The 17341-nt window shown below is 30.8% G+C and carries 14 protein-coding genes; 13 read left to right on the forward strand and 1 reads right to left on the reverse strand.

From position 1 onward, the window contains the following. Positions 1–347: 347 nt before the first annotated feature. The 13 genes from SAMSHR1132_RS03465 (at position 348) to SAMSHR1132_RS03530 (ending at position 15984) form a co-directional block, all read left to right on the forward strand. Positions 348–941 (forward strand): anthranilate synthase component II, encoded by a 594-nt coding sequence (locus tag SAMSHR1132_RS03465; RefSeq protein ID WP_000604505.1) that lies wholly within the window; start codon positions 348–350, stop codon positions 939–941. Continuing rightward, on the forward strand, positions 925–2076 hold the full coding sequence (locus tag SAMSHR1132_RS03470) for a chorismate-binding protein (protein ID WP_000687467.1): 1152 nt from the start codon (positions 925–927) through the stop codon (positions 2074–2076). The genes SAMSHR1132_RS03465 and SAMSHR1132_RS03470 overlap by 17 nt, the downstream gene beginning before the upstream one ends. Continuing rightward, positions 2076–2684, forward strand: a complete 609-nt coding sequence (locus tag SAMSHR1132_RS03475; RefSeq protein ID WP_001175786.1) for an aminotransferase class IV — start codon at positions 2076–2078, stop codon at positions 2682–2684. Before SAMSHR1132_RS03470 ends, SAMSHR1132_RS03475 begins: the two co-directional genes overlap by 1 nt. A 64-nt stretch (positions 2685–2748) precedes the next feature. Continuing rightward, entirely contained in the window at positions 2749–2955 is a 207-nt protein-coding gene (locus SAMSHR1132_RS03480) for a hypothetical protein (protein ID WP_014373797.1), read from the forward strand. Between the two features lie 99 nt (positions 2956–3054). Further along, the gene (locus SAMSHR1132_RS03485; protein WP_000708696.1) at positions 3055–3747 is read left to right on the forward strand and encodes a 5-oxoprolinase subunit B family protein; all 693 of its coding nucleotides are present in this window, start codon (positions 3055–3057) and stop codon (positions 3745–3747) included. A 1-nt stretch (position 3748) separates the two neighbouring features. Beyond that, the gene (locus SAMSHR1132_RS03490) at positions 3749–4753 is read left to right on the forward strand and encodes a 5-oxoprolinase subunit C family protein (protein WP_000974602.1); all 1005 of its coding nucleotides are present in this window, start codon (positions 3749–3751) and stop codon (positions 4751–4753) included. A 475-nt stretch (positions 4754–5228) separates the two neighbouring features. Further along, positions 5229–7169: a polyglycerol-phosphate lipoteichoic acid synthase LtaS gene (gene ltaS, locus SAMSHR1132_RS03495; protein WP_000098278.1), complete on the forward strand. Its 1941-nt coding sequence runs from the start codon at positions 5229–5231 to the stop codon at positions 7167–7169. A 247-nt stretch (positions 7170–7416) separates the two neighbouring features. After that, entirely contained in the window at positions 7417–9300 is a 1884-nt protein-coding gene (locus tag SAMSHR1132_RS03505) for an ABC-F family ATP-binding cassette domain-containing protein (protein WP_169929180.1), read from the forward strand. A gap of 10 nt (positions 9301–9310) precedes the next feature. After that, positions 9311–11092 (forward strand): DNA helicase RecQ, encoded by a 1782-nt coding sequence (recQ, locus tag SAMSHR1132_RS03510; RefSeq protein WP_014373798.1) that lies wholly within the window; start codon positions 9311–9313, stop codon positions 11090–11092. Positions 11093–11313: 221 nt separating this feature from the next. Next, positions 11314–12291 (forward strand): ABC transporter ATP-binding protein, encoded by a 978-nt coding sequence (locus tag SAMSHR1132_RS03515; RefSeq protein WP_000589253.1) that lies wholly within the window; start codon positions 11314–11316, stop codon positions 12289–12291. Next, positions 12284–13798: an ABC transporter permease/substrate-binding protein gene (locus SAMSHR1132_RS03520; RefSeq protein WP_000181000.1), complete on the forward strand. Its 1515-nt coding sequence runs from the start codon at positions 12284–12286 to the stop codon at positions 13796–13798. The genes SAMSHR1132_RS03515 and SAMSHR1132_RS03520 overlap by 8 nt, the downstream gene beginning before the upstream one ends. A 240-nt stretch (positions 13799–14038) precedes the next feature. Continuing rightward, complete coding sequence (gene hisC, locus SAMSHR1132_RS03525) at positions 14039–15097, forward strand: histidinol-phosphate transaminase (protein WP_000663040.1); 1059 nt, start codon at positions 14039–14041, stop codon at positions 15095–15097. A 344-nt stretch (positions 15098–15441) separates the two neighbouring features. Continuing rightward, positions 15442–15984, forward strand: coding sequence for a 5' nucleotidase, NT5C type (locus SAMSHR1132_RS03530; protein ID WP_000197274.1), 543 nt, complete (start codon positions 15442–15444; stop codon positions 15982–15984). Between the two features lie 381 nt (positions 15985–16365). On the opposite strand, the gene SAMSHR1132_RS03535 is transcribed toward SAMSHR1132_RS03530, so the two are convergent. Further along, the gene (locus tag SAMSHR1132_RS03535) at positions 16366–17280 is read right to left on the reverse strand and encodes a diacylglycerol/lipid kinase family protein (protein WP_000428983.1); all 915 of its coding nucleotides are present in this window, start codon (positions 17278–17280) and stop codon (positions 16366–16368) included. Positions 17281–17341: the final 61 nt, after the last annotated feature.

The raw sequence follows: 17341 nt of genomic DNA on the forward strand, positions 1-17341 counted from the left end.
ATCGCTCCTATCATTTATAAAATTAATAGCGAGGTTAATGACATTGATAAGCTTCTTTATTAATAAAGAAAATAAAAAAAGCCTATCTCCATAAAAGATAGACGAAAGAAATGGGTTGCTCATATAATATAATTTATAAGGCATACCAACAGAAGTTTGAAATTTCAGTGTCTAGTTTTTTATAGAGGGTTTCAGCTAGGAACCTCTGATATTAATTTATGTACGAAGATTAGAATAAACCATATAGTAGTTAAAATCAAGGTCAGTCAAGTGACAATGCTACTAATGTTGAAGATACAAGAATAACATATTAAAAATAAATAACATAATTAGAATGGGAGTTTAATATGATTCTAGTCATAGATAACAATGATTCATTTACATATAACTTAATTGACTATATTAAGACACAAACCAAATTACCGGTTGAGGTTATAGGTATTGATTCACTTGTGATGGAACAGGTGATTAATATAGCGCCACAAGCAATCATTATTTCACCTGGACCTGGTAAACCAGATGATTATCCTTCACTTTATAAAGTAATAAAAAATTTTCATAAACAGATTCCAATTTTAGGTGTGTGTCTAGGCTTTCAATGTATCGTTTCGTATTTTGGTGGAAGAATAATACATAGCCGACGACCTGTACATGGACATACAACACAATTGCAACATTTAGGCGTGGGTATTTTTAAAGGTATTCCACAAAACTTTAATGTGATGCGTTATCACTCATTAATTGCTGAACAACAATCGTTCCCAAAATGCTTAACAATAACTGCCACAAATGATGAGAACATCATTATGGGATTAGAACATCAATCGTACCCAACGTATGGCGTACAATATCATCCTGAATCTATATTGAGTGAATATGGTTATAAACAAGTTGAATTATTTTTAGCAAAGGTGTGTGAAAATAGTGAAAATAGAATTTAATTATCGCTATTATTTAAATGTGCATGATTATGAGCAACATCATATTCAAATGAATGATTTAGTTGCTAAAAATATAGCTACAAATTTGAAGGAAGTGGGTAGTGTAATTCAATTTGCTGAAGCGCAACAACAGCAAGGTAATTATGTTGCATTATATTTAAGTTATGAAGCAGCAAAGTATTTTAACACTTCAATGGCAACGCATTTTCAAGAGTTGGACAATATAATTGCGGCTGCATATAGTTTTAAAAAAGTTGAAAAGGTGGTTTCAGATAACAATCAATCTGTAACGTATGAATCCAAACATCAATTTTCGTTTACAGAAACATTTGAAAATATGATAGCCAATATAAAACGTGTCCAACAAGCCATCGTAGAAGGTGAGACATATCAAGTAAACTATACAACTCGACTTACAGATGAAATATATTATCCAATTGCGACTTTATATGATCGGTTAACACAATTTGGTAACGGAAATTATACGGTATTGTTAGATACCGATGAAGTTCAAGTAGCATCAATTTCACCAGAATTATTTTTCCAAAAAGGGGATTTCCAAGGTATGGAAAATATCATTATTAGTAAGCCGATGAAAGGAACAATGCCCCGTGGAACTTCAGAGACAGAGGACCGATTAAATTATGAAACCTTAAAAACATCAACGAAAGATCGTGCAGAAAATGTAATGATTGTTGATTTACTGCGCAATGATATAGGTAGAATCTCTCGAAGTGGGACAATTAATGTGTATAAACCTTTCTTTATTGAGACATATAACACAGTATTTCAAATGACTACTATGGTAAGCGGAGCTTTATTATCGCATACCGATTTATTACAAATTTTAACAGCACTATTTCCATGCGGATCGATTACAGGAGCCCCTAAAATAAATACAATGTCTTATATAAATGAATTAGAAACGACACCACGTAACATTTATTGTGGTGCAATTGGATTATTAATACCTAATGATGACCAAAAGATGATTTTCAATATTCCAATTCGTACCATCGAATATAAAAATGGACAAGCGGTTTATGGAGTTGGAGCTGGTATAACGATTGACTCTAATCCATTGGATGAAGTTAAAGAATTTTATGCAAAAACCAAGATTTTGGAGATGTTATGATGCAATTATTTGAAACAATGAAAATTGATAACGGTCAGATTTCAAGAGTTAAATATCATACAAAACGATTAAAAAATTCTGCTCAACGCTTGAACTTTCAATTCAATGAGCAAATTTGGCATAAACTTATCAAAGAAGTGGCATGTAAATATCCTATAGGGGAATATAGATTGAAAGTCATTTTGAATGCTGAAGGTGATTTTGAAACGATAGTTGCACCATTACCGAAGAAAAATGTATTTACGGCTAAGATACAAACTCTACCAGATTCTGTTAACCCAATTTTTTTAAACAATAAAACGACAGAACGGAAACATTTAGATCATCAACACGAAACAGATTTAATATTGCTAACATCTGCGAACGGTAAAGTGCTTGAATTCGACATTGGAAATATAATAATTGAAGAAAATGGTAAATGGTATACGCCCATATATGATGGAGATTTCTTAAAAGGGTGTATGAGGACTTATTTAATAGATCAAAACAAGCTAACTGAGAAAGATTTTAATAAAAATGAATTAATTGTTAAATATCATAATGATGAGATTCGTTTATTTCTCATAAATAGTTTACGAGAGGTTGCTGTTGTACACCTTTGCCTTTAAAATAAAAGAAATAATAATGTAGAAATTAAGTTGAAAGCTAAAATAATGTTAAATGGGGACCAATATGATCATTGTTTATATCGTACTGTTGTTAATTTTAGTTATTGCAAATCATCGCATTGTAAATCGATTGCTTACTGAAAATAGAACATACTTTGTTCGTCTAGTAGCAACGATAACGACTTTTATTAGTTTTGTACTAGTCTACGCGTTGATACGTGAAATTATGCCATATGTTGTTAGGATGATGGATTTACTGTATCATCAGTAAGTCATGTATAAAACTCAAGTAAAACGTTAATGAGTTCTTTAATTAAAATAGAAAGAACGTAAATATACCAATGTGTATAAATTTTGAAGAGGTGTACTTATGAAAATATATAGTCAAGGTGACCAAGCTATCGTTGTAGCAATTGAAAAAGAAGTATCTAAAAGCTTAACAGAAGATTTACTAACATTACGATCATATTTAGTTGAACAAAATTATCCTTTTATTATAGAAATTGTACCTTCTGAATCAGATATGATGATTGTGTATGATGCAAGAGATATGATTAAACATCATAATATCCAGTCACCTTTTCTCTATATGAAAGCGTTGATTGAATCTATTCATTTAAATATAAAACATGAATTTAAACAACAAGAATCGATAGAGATACCTATTGTTTATGGAGCAAATTATGGACCTGATTTAGAAGCGCTATTAAAGCACTACAAACTTAAATTAGAATCATTTATAGAACTACATTCCAAATCGCAATATTTTGTTTCAATGATGGGATATTCACCTGGTTTCCCATATTTAACTGGATTAAATAAAAAGTTATATGTTAATCATACAAGTAATGAGAAAAAATTTATCCCCGCAGGTTCGGTTGTCTTAGAAGGTAAAAAGTGCGGTATTGTGACTACTGATACATTTAATGATTGGCTAGTCATTGGTTATACACCAATATCTCTTTTTAATCCTAATGAAAAAAATTTCGCGCGTTTAAAATTAGGAGATAACATTAAATTCAAACCAATTAATAAGGATGAATTAGAACGGGGAGCGTATTAAAATGGCAATCATAATTGAAAAAAGTGGTTTATTCAGTAGCTTTCAAGACTTTGGTAGAAGAGGATATGAGCATGATGGTGTAATTCCATGTGGTGCACTTGATACTTTAGCACATGAAATTGCTAATCGATTAGTTGCTAATGATAAAAATGAAGCGACTTTAGAAATGACTAATAAAATGGCGACGATTCGATTTACGGAACCTACACTTATAGCATTGGCTGGTGGACACGTTAAAGCCTATACAGATCATATGACAATAGTACCTTATAAATTATATTTAATAGATAAAGGTGACATACTAAGATTTAAAGAAACAAGTCACACTTCTCGTGTTTATCTTGCAGTTGGTGGCGGATTTGAATTAGATGAATGGCTCGAATCAAACTCTACAGATTTTAATGTGAAGATTGGTGGTTTTCATGGCAGGAAACTACAAGATGGTGATGTAATCAAACTGAAACGATCATATACATCTCGACATCATAAACTATTCGAAAACCTTAAACACACTAAACAAACTGATTGGGGGATTGATGGATACGCGCTATCATTTAATTATATGTCTGATGTCTTTCATGTTATTAAAAATAAAGGTACTGAAGACTTTAAAGAAGATGCGATACAGCGCTTTGTTAAACATGATTATAAAGTGACGAGCAAAGCTAATAGAATGGGGATGATGTTAGAAGGTGAAAAGATTAAAGCTTTTTACGAAGATATGCCTCCCTATCAAACAGTAAAAAAAGGGACTATACAAATTAAGCGTGATGGTACACCAATTATTCTGTTGAATGACCATTATACATTAGGTAGCTATCCACAATTAGGTACGATAGCAAGTTACCATTTAACAAAATTAGCACAAAAACCACAAGGTTCAAGATTAAAATTTCAATTTATAGATATTTTAACGGCCGAAAAAAATCTTGTGAAATATAGTAATTGGCTTAATCAGCTTTTCCATGGTATAGAATACAGGATGCAGTTAGAAATGTTGAAGTAAGTCAATATAGAAAGCTCATACCAGAGTCTGATGAAACAAAAATTCTCCCGCTGTATAATAAAAAAATACTGTGTTTTGATTTCAAAATACATAAATATTTTTCTTGTTTTGCAGAAAATGAGAAAGATAAAGTGTGTTTTTACTTGAATTTTGACTAAAATTACTCTATATTAATTAATTGAGCTATACTTATTATTACAATTTGATTACAAAGTTTAACTTTGTTAATTGGATGATAAATATAAAAACAGAAATTTACATGATTAATGAAGCATTGTAGCAATCAATTACTGGTAAACAATCAGGTTGAAGCTACAAATAATGGAATTTTTAAAACTTAAATCTGAAAGTAATTACTTTAATTATGACAATGTTAACTTTTAAACACGCTGATTATATAACTACATAATGTTAATATCTAATTTATTCAAGTACTTTCGCAAGATTTAATATCTAAATAACGGGGGAAAGAATCATGAGTTCACAAAAAAAGAAAATTAGTCTTTTTGCGTTCTTCTTATTAACTGTAATAACGATTACCTTGAAGACGTATTTTTCTTATTATGTTGATTTTTCTTTAGGTGTTAAAGGTTTAGTACAAAACTTAATTTTATTGATGAATCCATATAGTTTAGTAGCACTTATTTTAAGTGTCTTTCTATTCTTTAAAGGTAAAAAAGCATTTTGGTTCATGTTTATAGGTGGTTTCTTATTAACTTTCCTTTTATATGCCAATGTTGTGTACTTTAGATTCTTCTCAGACTTTTTAACGTTTAGTACTTTGAACCAAGTAGGTAACGTAGAATCAATGGGTGGAGCTGTTAGTGCTTCATTCAAATGGTATGACTTTGTATACTTCATTGATACGTTAGTTTACTTATTCATTTTAATCTTTAAAACGAAATGGTTAGACACAAAAGCATTTAGTAAGAAATTTGTTCCTGTTGTTATGGCGGCATCAGTAGCACTATTCTTCTTAAACTTAGCTTTTGCTGAAACAGACAGACCTGAATTGTTAACACGTACATTTGACCATAAATATTTAGTTAAATATTTAGGGCCATATAACTTCACAGTATATGATGGTGTGAAAACAATCGAAAATAATCAACAAAAAGCACTGGCATCTGAAGATGATTTAACAAAAGTATTGAATTATACTAAACAACGTCAAACAGAGCCAAACCCAGAATATTATGGGGTAGCTAAGAAGAAAAATATTATTAAGATTCATTTAGAAAGTTTCCAAACATTCTTAATTAATAAGAAAGTTAATGGTAAAGAAGTTACACCGTTTTTAAATAAACTATCAAGCGGGAAAGAACAGTTTACTTATTTCCCTAATTTCTTCCATCAAACAGGACAAGGTAAAACATCTGATTCTGAGTTTACAATGGATAATAGTTTATACGGTTTACCACAAGGTTCTGCTTATTCACTAAAAGGTGATAATACGTATCAGTCACTACCAGCAATTTTAGATCAAAAGCAAGGTTATAAATCTGATGTAATGCATGGTGACTATAAAACATTCTGGAACAGAGACCAAGTATACAAACACTTTGGTATAGATAAGTTTTATGATGCAACATATTATGATATGTCTGATAAAAATGTTGTTAATTTAGGCTTGAAAGATAAAATCTTCTTCAAAGATTCAGCGAATTATCAAGCTAAAATGAAATCACCGTTTTATTCACATTTAATTACATTAACAAATCACTATCCTTTCACATTAGATGAAAAGGATGCAACGATTGAAAAACCTAATACAGGTGATGCGACGGTAGACGGATATATTCAAACAGCACGTTATTTAGACGAAGCTTTAGAAGAATATATCAATGACTTGAAGAAAAAAGGATTATATGACAACTCTGTAATTATGATTTACGGTGACCATTATGGTATTTCTGAAAATCATAATAATGCAATGGAAAAATTATTAGGCGAGAAAATTACACCAGCGAAATTTACAGATTTAAACAGAACTGGTTTCTGGATTAAAATCCCAGGTAAATCTGGCGGTATCAATAACGAATATGCTGGACAAGTAGATGTTATGCCAACAATTCTACATTTAGCTGGTATTGATTCTAAGAACTATTTAATGTTTGGTACTGATTTGTTCTCTAAAGATCATAATCAAGTTGTACCATTCAGAAATGGTGACTTTATAACGAAAGATTATAAATATGTTAATGGTAAAATTTATTCAAACAAAAATAATGAACTATTAACTACTAAACCTGCTGACTTTGAAAAGAATAAAAAGCAAGTTGAAAAAGATCTCGAAATGAGTGACAATGTGCTTAACGGTGACTTGTTTAGATTTTATAAAAATCCAGACTTCAAAAAGGTAAACCCTTCGAAGTATAAATATGAAACAGGACCAAAAGCAAACTCTAAAAAATAATATAATTTCAACCCGAATTGATAATGAATCAATTCGGGTTTTGTCGTATTTAGAGCAAATAAAATAGATTTAATGAAAAGTTTTTTATTAAGCGCTCGTTTCTTATTATGAATAAATCTTAATGGTTAAAAATATAAAGTATTTTTGTTGGGTACTACTTAATGGTATCGATTTCATTCGAATTGAAAAAGGTGTATAATATATAGAACTGATTTAAGAACGTATAGATTTTATTAGATAAAGGAAGATGGGTATGGAAGCATATAAAATTGAACATTTAAATAAATCATATGCCGATAAAATTATTTTCGATAACCTTGATTTATCAATATCAGAAGGTGAGAAAATTGGTTTAGTCGGTATAAACGGTACAGGTAAAAGTACGTTATTAAAAGTAATTGGTGGTATTGATGATGATTTTACTGCCAATGTAATGCATCCAAACCAATATCGAATTCGATATTCGTCTCAAAAACAGGACTTAGATGACGAGATGACTGTTTTCAATGCAGTATTAAGCTCTGATACAACAACATTAAGAATCATTAAGCAATATGAACAAGCAGTTCAAGCTTATTCTGTTAATCAAAGTGATCAATTATTTAAGAGAATGATGGACGCACAAGATGCTATGGATCAACATGATGCTTGGGACTATAATGCTGAAATTAAAACTATTTTATCAAAATTAGGTATTCATGATACGACAAAGCAAATTAAAGAATTATCGGGTGGACAACAAAAACGTGTTGTTCTGGCTAAAACGTTAATTGAACAACCAGACTTATTGTTATTAGATGAACCAACGAACCATTTAGATTTTGAATCAATTAATTGGTTAATTAACTACGTAAAACAATATCCACACACTGTATTATTTGTAACACATGATAGATATTTTTTAAATGAAGTCTCTACCAGAATTATAGAATTAAAAAGAGGAAAAATAGAAACATATCCAGGTAATTATGAATCCTATATTGAAATGCGTGCGGAAAAAGAAGTTACGCTTCAAAAGCAACAACAAAAGCAACGCGCATTATACAAAGAAGAGCTTGCATGGATGAGAGCAGGTGCTAAAGCACGAACAACAAAACAACAAGCTAGAATTAATCGATTTAATGATTTGGAACAGGAAGTTAATCAACCATTCAAAGAAGATAAAGGTGAATTGAACCTTGCATATTCAAGGTTAGGTAAACAAGTATTTGAATTAGAAAGTATATCAAAGTCTATTAATGATAAAGTGCTATTCAAACACGTGAATGAAATTATCCAAAAAGGTCAACGAATTGGTATTGTAGGTCCTAATGGTGCTGGGAAAACGACTTTATTGAATATTTTGAGTGGAGAAGACCAATATTTTGAAGGTACATTAAAAACAGGGCAGACAGTTAAAATAGCCTATTTTAAGCAGACAGATGAAACTTTAGATAGAGACATTCGAATGATTGATTATTTAAGAGAAGAAAGTGAACTGGCTAAAGAAAAAGATGGTACTTCCGTTTCTATTACACAACTTCTTGAACGATTTTTATTTCCAAGTGCAACTCATGGTAAAAAAGTTTATAAATTATCAGGTGGTGAACAAAAACGCCTATACTTATTGCGTTTACTAGTCCATCAACCGAATGTTTTATTATTAGATGAGCCTACTAATGATTTGGATACTGAAACATTAACAATACTTGAAGATTATATTCATACTTTTGGTGGTACAGTCATTACAGTTAGTCATGATAGATACTTTTTAAATAAAGTAGCCCAGTTATATTGGTTTATTCATGATGGCAAAATGGAAAAAATTATTGGCACGTTCGAAGATTATGAAAACTATAAAAAGTCCTTAGATAAAAATAAAACGGCAATTAAGCAACCAGTAAAAGCATCTACAACTGTACGTAAGAAAAGTGGATTATCATACAAAGAAAAATTAGAGTACGAACAATTATTAGAACGTATTGAACAAGCTGAAATACGTATGGAAGAAATTGATTCACTGATGATAGAAGCTAGTGCAGATTATGGGAAAATTAAAGAATTAAATGAAGAAAAAGAACAACTGGAAAATCAATATGATATCGACATCACAAGGTGGAGTGAGTTAGAAGAAATTAAAGAACAACAATAAGGGGTCAAATATGATGCAACAAACTTTATCGCATTACTTTGGATATGAAACGTTTCGTCCAGGACAAGAAGAAATTATAAGTAAAGTGCTCGACCATCGTAATGTGCTTGGTGTCTTACCAACAGGTGGTGGTAAGTCGATATGCTATCAAGTACCAGGTTTGATGTTAGGCGGTACAACGATAGTTATAAGTCCTTTGATTTCATTAATGAAAGATCAAGTGGATCAATTAAAAGCGATGGGTATACAAGCTGCTTTTCTTAATAGCAGTTTGTCACAAAAAGAACAACAACGTATTGAAAAAGAATTATCGAATGGTGAAATTCAATTTTTATACGTAGCACCAGAGCGATTTGAAAATCGATATTTTTTAAATTTACTTCAACGTATCAAAATACATTTAATTGCATTTGATGAAGCCCATTGTATTTCCAAGTGGGGACATGATTTCAGACCAAGTTATCAAAATGTTATTTCTAAAGTATTTACTTTACCTCAAGATTTTACAATTATTGCGTTAACCGCAACGGCAACTGTTGAAGTTCAACAAGATATTAGAGAAAAGTTAAATATTGCTCAAACTGATCAAGTAAAAACAAGTACGAAACGTAGAAATTTGATTTTTAAAGTTAACCCTACGTATCAACGTCAAAAATATGTCATTGATTACATTAAATCTCACGATGAAGATGCAGGCATCGTTTATTGTTCGACACGTAAACAGGTTGAAGAACTTAAAGAAGCTTTAGAAAGTCAAAAGATAGAAAGTGTTATATATCATGCAGGTTTAAGTAATAAAGAGCGTGAGGAAGCACAAAACGACTTCTTATTTGATCGTGTGAAGGTAGTTGTTGCAACAAATGCTTTTGGTATGGGAATTGACAAATCAAATGTTCGTTTTGTTATTCATTATAATATGCCTGGTGATTTAGAGTCGTATTATCAAGAAGCAGGACGTGCGGGTCGTGATGGCTTGAAAAGTGAATGTATTTTACTATTTAGCGAACGTGATATCAATTTGCACGAATATTTTATAACAGTCTCTCAAGCTGATGATGACTATAAAGATAAAATGGGCGAAAAATTAACTAAAATGATTCAATATACTAAAACGAAAAAGTGTTTAGAAGCAACAATAGTTCATTATTTTGAACCGAATGAGAAATTAGAAGAATGTGAACAATGTAGTAATTGTGTTCAACAAGATAAATCATATAATATGACTCAAGAAGCAAAGATGATTATTAGTTGTATTGCGCGTATGAAACAACAGGAAAGCTATAGTGTAATCATTCAGGTGCTTAGAGGTGAAACGACCGATTATATTAAGTATAAAGGTTATGACCAAATTTCAACCCATGGATTAATGAAAGGTTACACAACATCGGAATTAAGTCATTTAATTGATGAACTAAGGTTTAAAGGATTTTTAAATGAAAATGATGAAATATTAATGTGTGACACATCAATTAAAAAATTACTTAGTAATAAGGTAGAAGTTTTTACTACACCATTTAAACAAAAAGCAACTGAAAAAGTATTTATTAATACAGTTGAAGGTGTTGATCGTGCTTTATTCAGTCAATTAGTGGAAGTTCGTAAAAAATTAAGCGACAAATTAACCATTGCACCTGTAAGTATTTTTTCGGATTATACACTAGAAGAATTTGCTAAACGTAAACCTGCTTCGAAGCAAGATATGATTAATATTGATGGTGTTGGTAGTTATAAGCTAAAACACTATTGCCCAGCATTTTTAGAAACAATCCAAAATTATAAAGCAAAAGTATGATTAGGACACCTAGTAAACATTCATTGTTTTACTGGGTGTTTTTTCTAAATATAAGAAAAATAATCCTAATTTTATACTGAAAATTGTATTTCATTCATTATTTTGATAAAAAACTTCAAATATTAATCATTTAAATTTGAAATTTGTAATAAACATGGTTAAATAGGGAATACATACATATAATCTCGGTTTTATGCTATGAGAAAAAAAGAGGTGGCAAAGTGATTAAGTTTAAAAATGTAACTAAACGTTATGGCAAACATGTTGCTGTTGATAACATTAGTTTCAATATTAATGAAGGCGAATTTTTTGTATTAATTGGACCTTCAGGTTGTGGAAAGACAACAACTTTAAAAATGATAAATCGACTCATTCACTTAAGTGAAGGTTATATTTATTTTAAAGATAAACCAATTAGTGATTATCCTGTGTATGAGATGCGCTGGGATATTGGCTATGTATTACAGCAGATTGCATTATTCCCACATATGACAATCAAAGAGAATATAGCACAAGTGCCACAAATGAAAAAGTGGAAAGAAAAAGACATAGATAAAAGAGTGGATGAATTACTTGATATGGTTGGCTTAGAACCAACTAAATATAAAAATAGAAAGCCTGATGAATTATCAGGTGGTCAACGTCAACGTGTCGGTGTAATACGAGCATTAGCAGCTGACCCTCCAGTTATTTTAATGGATGAACCGTTTAGTGCATTAGATCCAATTAGCCGAGAAAAATTGCAAGATGATTTAATTGAACTTCAAACAAAAATAAAGAAGACAATTATTTTTGTAACACATGATATTCAAGAAGCTATGAAACTTGGCGATAAAATTTGTCTTTTAAATGAAGGTCATATTGAACAAATTGATACACCAGAAGGATTTAAAAACAATCCACAGAGTGAATTTGTAAAACAATTTATGGGTAGCCATTTGGAAGATGAAGCACCATGTGTTGAGCATAATTTAAGTATTCGTGATTTGAATATTATGAGACCTATAGATGAAGTTACATCAACGGGAGATTTTCCAATTGTAGATGACTATGAACTAGTTGAAAAATTATATCAGCTTTTAGCAGAACACGAACGTGTTATTGTTAAGCGTGAAGACCATGTTGGACAGTATGTCATTGATAGACAAGATATGTTTAAGTTTTTGTCCCAACAAAAGGGGGTAGCTCAACATGACTAACTTTTTTGAAATACTGGGTGAACGTAAGGGACAATTATTATCTACAATGATTGAACATATTCAAATATCATTTATAGCACTATTAATTGCGACTGCGATTGCTGTACCACTTGGTATTTTACTAACTAAAACTAAAACGATATCTGAAATCGTAATGAATATTGCAGCAATACTACAAACGATTCCGTCATTAGCATTATTAGGATTAATGATACCGCTATTTGGTATCGGTCGCGTACCAGCAATTATTGCATTAGTGGTTTATGCGCTGTTGCCTATATTAAGAAATACGTATACTGGTATCAAGGAAGTAGATCCTTCTTTGATTGAAGCAGCAAAAGGTATAGGGATGAAGCCTTTTAGACGTTTAACTAAGGTTGAATTGCCAATTGCAATGCCTGTAATTATGGCGGGTATTAGAACTGCTATGGTACTTATCATTGGTACTGCGACACTTGCCGCATTAATTGGAGCAGGTGGACTAGGAGACTTAATTTTATTAGGTATAGACCGTAACAATGCATCATTAATTTTATTAGGTGCTATTCCTGCCGCATTATTAGCAATTATTTTTGATTTAATTTTAAGATTTATGGCTAAATTATCGTATAAAAAATTATTGATGACGTTAGGTGTCATTGTCATGATTATTATATTGGCCATTGCTATTCCTATGTTTGCGCAAAAAGGAGAAAAAATTACATTAGCTGGTAAACTTGGTTCTGAACCGTCTATTATTACGAATATGTACAAAATATTAATTGAAGAAAATACAAATAATACTGTTGAAGTAAAAGATGGAATGGGAAAAACTGCATTTTTATTCAACGCTTTAAAATCTGATGATATTGATGGCTATTTGGAATTTACGGGTACAGTTTTAGGCGAATTAACAAAAGAACCATTGAAATCAAAAGAAGAGAATAAAGTTTATGAACAAGCTAAAACGAGTCTTGAAAAGAAATATCAGATGACAATGTTAAAGCCAATGAAATATAATAACACTTATGCATTAGCAGTAAAACGTGACTTTGCTAAAAAGCATAATATACGAACAATTGGAGATCTTAATAAAGTTAAGGATCAGCTTAAACCAGGATTTACTTTAGAGTTTAATGATCGTCCAGATGGTTACAAAGCAATTAAGACAGCGTATAATTTAGACTTGAATAATATACGTACAATGGAACCTAAATTAAGATATCAAGCAATTAATAAAGGTAATATTAATTTAATCGATGCGTATTCGACTGACGCAGAATTAAAGCAATATGATATGGTTGTGTTAAAAGATGACAAACATGTATTTCCACCATATCAAGGTGCGCCTTTATTCAAAGAAAGCTTTTTAAAGAAACATCCAGAAATCATCAAGCCACTAAACAAATTAGCAAACAAAATATCTGATGAAGACATGCAAATGATGAATTACAAAGTAACAGTCAAAAACGAAGATCCTTACACCGTTGCAAAGGATTATTTAAAAGCAAAAGGGTTAATCAAATAACGACCAACGCCACATAAGATGAGGTTCACCACATTATATCTTATGTGGCGTTGCTATATTTAAATGTATGTATTTGTTAAGTCTAAACATGCAAACTTAGTGACATATTATGAGCGAGAAATCACAATGATACAATTGCAAATTGTGAAAATAGTAGCATTGCATTTTAGAAACATAGAGAGATATAATAAATGTAAGTTTTTTAAAATTTCAGTCAATTTAAAGGAGGCTGTTTCTATTATGAAAGAACAACTTAATCAATTATCAGCATATCAGCCGGGTTTATCACCAAGGGCATTAAAAGAAAAGTATGGAATTGAAGGAGAATTATATAAACTAGCATCGAATGAAAACTTATATGGACCATCGTCTAAAGTAAAAGAAGCAATAACTGCACACTTAGATGAATTATATTATTATCCAGAAACAGGAGCGCCTACATTGAGAAAGGCGATAAGCAAATTTTTAAACGTGGAACCTTCACGTATATTATTTGGGGCCGGGTTAGATGAAGTTATATTAATGATTTCAAGGGCAGTATTAAGACCAGGCGACACTATCGTTACAAGTGAAGCTACATTTGGTCAATATTACCATAATGCAATTGTAGAAGCGGCTAATGTTGTACAAGTTCCTTTAAAAAATGGTGGCTTCGATTTAGAAGGAATTTTAAAAGCAATTGATGAGGATACCGCATTAGTATGGTTATGTAATCCGAATAATCCTATAGGTACTTATTTCAATCATGAAGCACTTGATTCATTTTTATCTCAAGTACCTTCAAATGTTCCAGTAATTATTGATGAAGCATATTTTGAGTTTGTAACAGCTCAAGATTTTCCAGATACTTTAGCATTACAGGAAAAATATGACAACGCCTTTTTATTACGTACATTTTCAAAGGCATATGGTTTAGCTGGTTTACGTGTAGGATATGTTGTTGCGAGTGAACAAGCAATTGAAAAATGGAATATCATTAGACCACCGTTTAATGTTACACGTATTTCTGAATATGCAGCAGTTGCAGCATTAGAAGACCAACAGTATTTGAAAGAAATTACTCATAAAAATAGTACTGAACGAGAAAGATTTTATCAATTACCTCAAAGTGAGCATTTTTTACCAAGTCAAACGAATTTTATATTTGTAAAGACGACAAATGTAAATGAATTGTATGAAGCGCTTCTAAATGTAGGGTGTATTACTCGACCATTTCCAACAGGAGTTAGAATTACGATTGGATTTAAAGAACAAAATGACAAAATGATAGAGGTATTATCAAATTTTAAATATGAGTAAGAATCAAAATAAAATTGTGTGAAAACCTACCTTGAATCGGGTGTTGAAGGTATTATGTCATTTATGTCAATAAAAAGAGAAGATTTCAATTGAAAATGAAAAACTTTTATTACACTGGTTTCTATAATTTAGATATGCCTTAAATTAGTTATTAAGTAATACCATATTGGGTAAATGAAGTGACAACTTAAAGTTGAATTTATTGATACTGATAAAGTTGTTAATTTATTGATGCTATAAATTTATAATAAAGGTATTGTGATAGTACAAGTCTTATATTATTTTGTCGAACATAAATTTTTGCTATACTGAACCAATACTGATATTTTGAGGAGAAGATTAAAATGACCCGTAAATCAATTGCGATTGATATGGATGAAGTACTGGCAGATACATTAGGAGAAATAATTGATGCTGTCAATCATAGGGCAGATTTAGGTATTAAGATGGAAGCCTTAAATGGTCAAAAGTTAAAACATGTTATTCCAGAACATGATGGTTTAATTACTGAAGTTTTGAGAGAGCCTGGTTTCTTTAGACATCTTAAAGTGATGCCGCATGCACAAGAAGTTGTTGAAAAATTAACTAAACATTATGATGTGTATATTGCCACAGCTGCAATGGATGTACCTACTTCATTTAGCGATAAATATGAATGGTTACTTGAATTCTTTCCATTTTTAGATCCACAACATTTTGTTTTTTGTGGTAGAAAGAATATTGTCAAAACCGATTATTTAATTGACGATAATCCCAGACAACTTGAAATTTTTACTGGAACACCAATTATGTTTACTGCGGTGCATAATATAAATGACGATCGTTTTGAACGCGTAAATGGTTGGAAAGATGTTGAGCAGTATTTTTTATCAGATATAGATAAGTAGAGGTTTATTACTTTTAAACTGAGCTCAATTAACTATTAAATAGAGTTCCACCAACACGGATTATGTTATGTGTATCATAAGAGGTACATACATAGCATATAAAAGGGATTCTAAGTACACATATCACAATTTATAAATCGGATGAGTGATTTAATCTGTAATAGATTACACACCATCCGATTTTTGTATTTAAAAGATAGATAGGGCGAATTATCCATGATGATTCAAATTAGAAAAACATTCATCAAAGAGGATGTACCAGTTTCATAGTTATTAAATTGTGATATAGATTAATAGACCAATAATTTTATAAAGAATTTGGAAAGGTCATATTATCTATCACATCATCTTGCTGTTAAATGCATAGTCAACTAACTAGCCCTATTCATTTACAGTTAGCAATTGAATTGCATTTGGCATAACTTCAATATCAAGAGGTGTTTCTAATGATATTTCTCCATCTATATCGACCTTCATGACTGGATCAGTTGTCAACGTAATATGTTTACCAGGGATATGCTCTATACCTTGAGTAATTTCATTCCAATTCATGCTATCACGTTTTTTGAAAATATCATTTAAAATACTGAAACTTTGATCATTAAAAATGAATGTATTTAGTTCGCCATCTTGAGGAGATAAATCTGTCAAAGGTATTTTGCTACCTCCAATAAATAGGCCATTTGCCGTCAATATCATTGATGTTTCACCTGTATATGATTGATTATCAACAGATAATTGATAATTAAATTGTGTTGGGTTTAACAGCGTTTTAACAGTCGAACCAATGTAACTTAATTTACCAAATATATCTTTTGAACCGTCTTGTACATTTTCAGCATTTTGAACGATTAAGCCTAAGCCAACAAAATTAAGTGCATATTGTTGATTAACTTTGATGACATCATAAGTTCCGATTTGTGCTGAAATCATTTGCTCACTAGTTTGTTTATGATTAGGTGCTATATTAAGTGTTTTTGTAAAATCATTAAATGTACCGCCTGGTAATATACCAATAGGTAATTGAAGGTCATATGTCATAACGCCATTTATTAGCTCGTTAACGGTACCATCGCCGCCGAGAATAAATAATATGTCTACATCGCTTGCATAGTCTTTAGCTTTGATTTCTTGACAATATTTAATGATGTCTCCTTCATTTTCACTCAATTGAATAGAAAGATGTTTACAAATTGAACTTAATGCTGTTGTAACTTCCCCAATACCTTGATTAATATTTTTCAATCCACTGTGTTCATGGTAAAAGAGGACGCCATGGTGATATTTATTTTCCATTATTTAGCCTACTTTCTAAAAATTGATTTACTAACTATATATACCCATTTTTAAATGTATA

The sequence above is a fragment of the Staphylococcus argenteus genome (genome assembly GCF_000236925.1).
GTDB lineage: Bacteria > Bacillota > Bacilli > Staphylococcales > Staphylococcaceae > Staphylococcus > Staphylococcus argenteus.

Coding starts and splice junctions, on each gene's coding strand:
- SAMSHR1132_RS03465 (WP_000604505.1), top strand. CDS start 348: ATGATTCTAGTCATAGATAACAATGATTCATTTACATATAACTTAATT.
- SAMSHR1132_RS03490 (WP_000974602.1), top strand. CDS start 3,749: ATGGCAATCATAATTGAAAAAAGTGGTTTATTCAGTAGCTTTCAAGAC.
- ltaS (WP_000098278.1), top strand. CDS start 5,229: ATGAGTTCACAAAAAAAGAAAATTAGTCTTTTTGCGTTCTTCTTATTA.
- SAMSHR1132_RS03475 (WP_001175786.1), top strand. CDS start 2,076: ATGCAATTATTTGAAACAATGAAAATTGATAACGGTCAGATTTCAAGA.
- recQ (WP_014373798.1), top strand. CDS start 9,311: ATGATGCAACAAACTTTATCGCATTACTTTGGATATGAAACGTTTCGT.
- SAMSHR1132_RS03480 (WP_014373797.1), top strand. CDS start 2,749: ATGATCATTGTTTATATCGTACTGTTGTTAATTTTAGTTATTGCAAAT.
- hisC (WP_000663040.1), top strand. CDS start 14,039: ATGAAAGAACAACTTAATCAATTATCAGCATATCAGCCGGGTTTATCA.
- SAMSHR1132_RS03530 (WP_000197274.1), top strand. CDS start 15,442: ATGACCCGTAAATCAATTGCGATTGATATGGATGAAGTACTGGCAGAT.
- SAMSHR1132_RS03485 (WP_000708696.1), top strand. CDS start 3,055: ATGAAAATATATAGTCAAGGTGACCAAGCTATCGTTGTAGCAATTGAA.
- SAMSHR1132_RS03520 (WP_000181000.1), top strand. CDS start 12,284: ATGACTAACTTTTTTGAAATACTGGGTGAACGTAAGGGACAATTATTA.
- SAMSHR1132_RS03505 (WP_169929180.1), top strand. CDS start 7,417: ATGGGTATGGAAGCATATAAAATTGAACATTTAAATAAATCATATGCC.
- SAMSHR1132_RS03535 (WP_000428983.1), bottom strand. CDS start 17,280: ATGGAAAATAAATATCACCATGGCGTCCTCTTTTACCATGAACACAGT.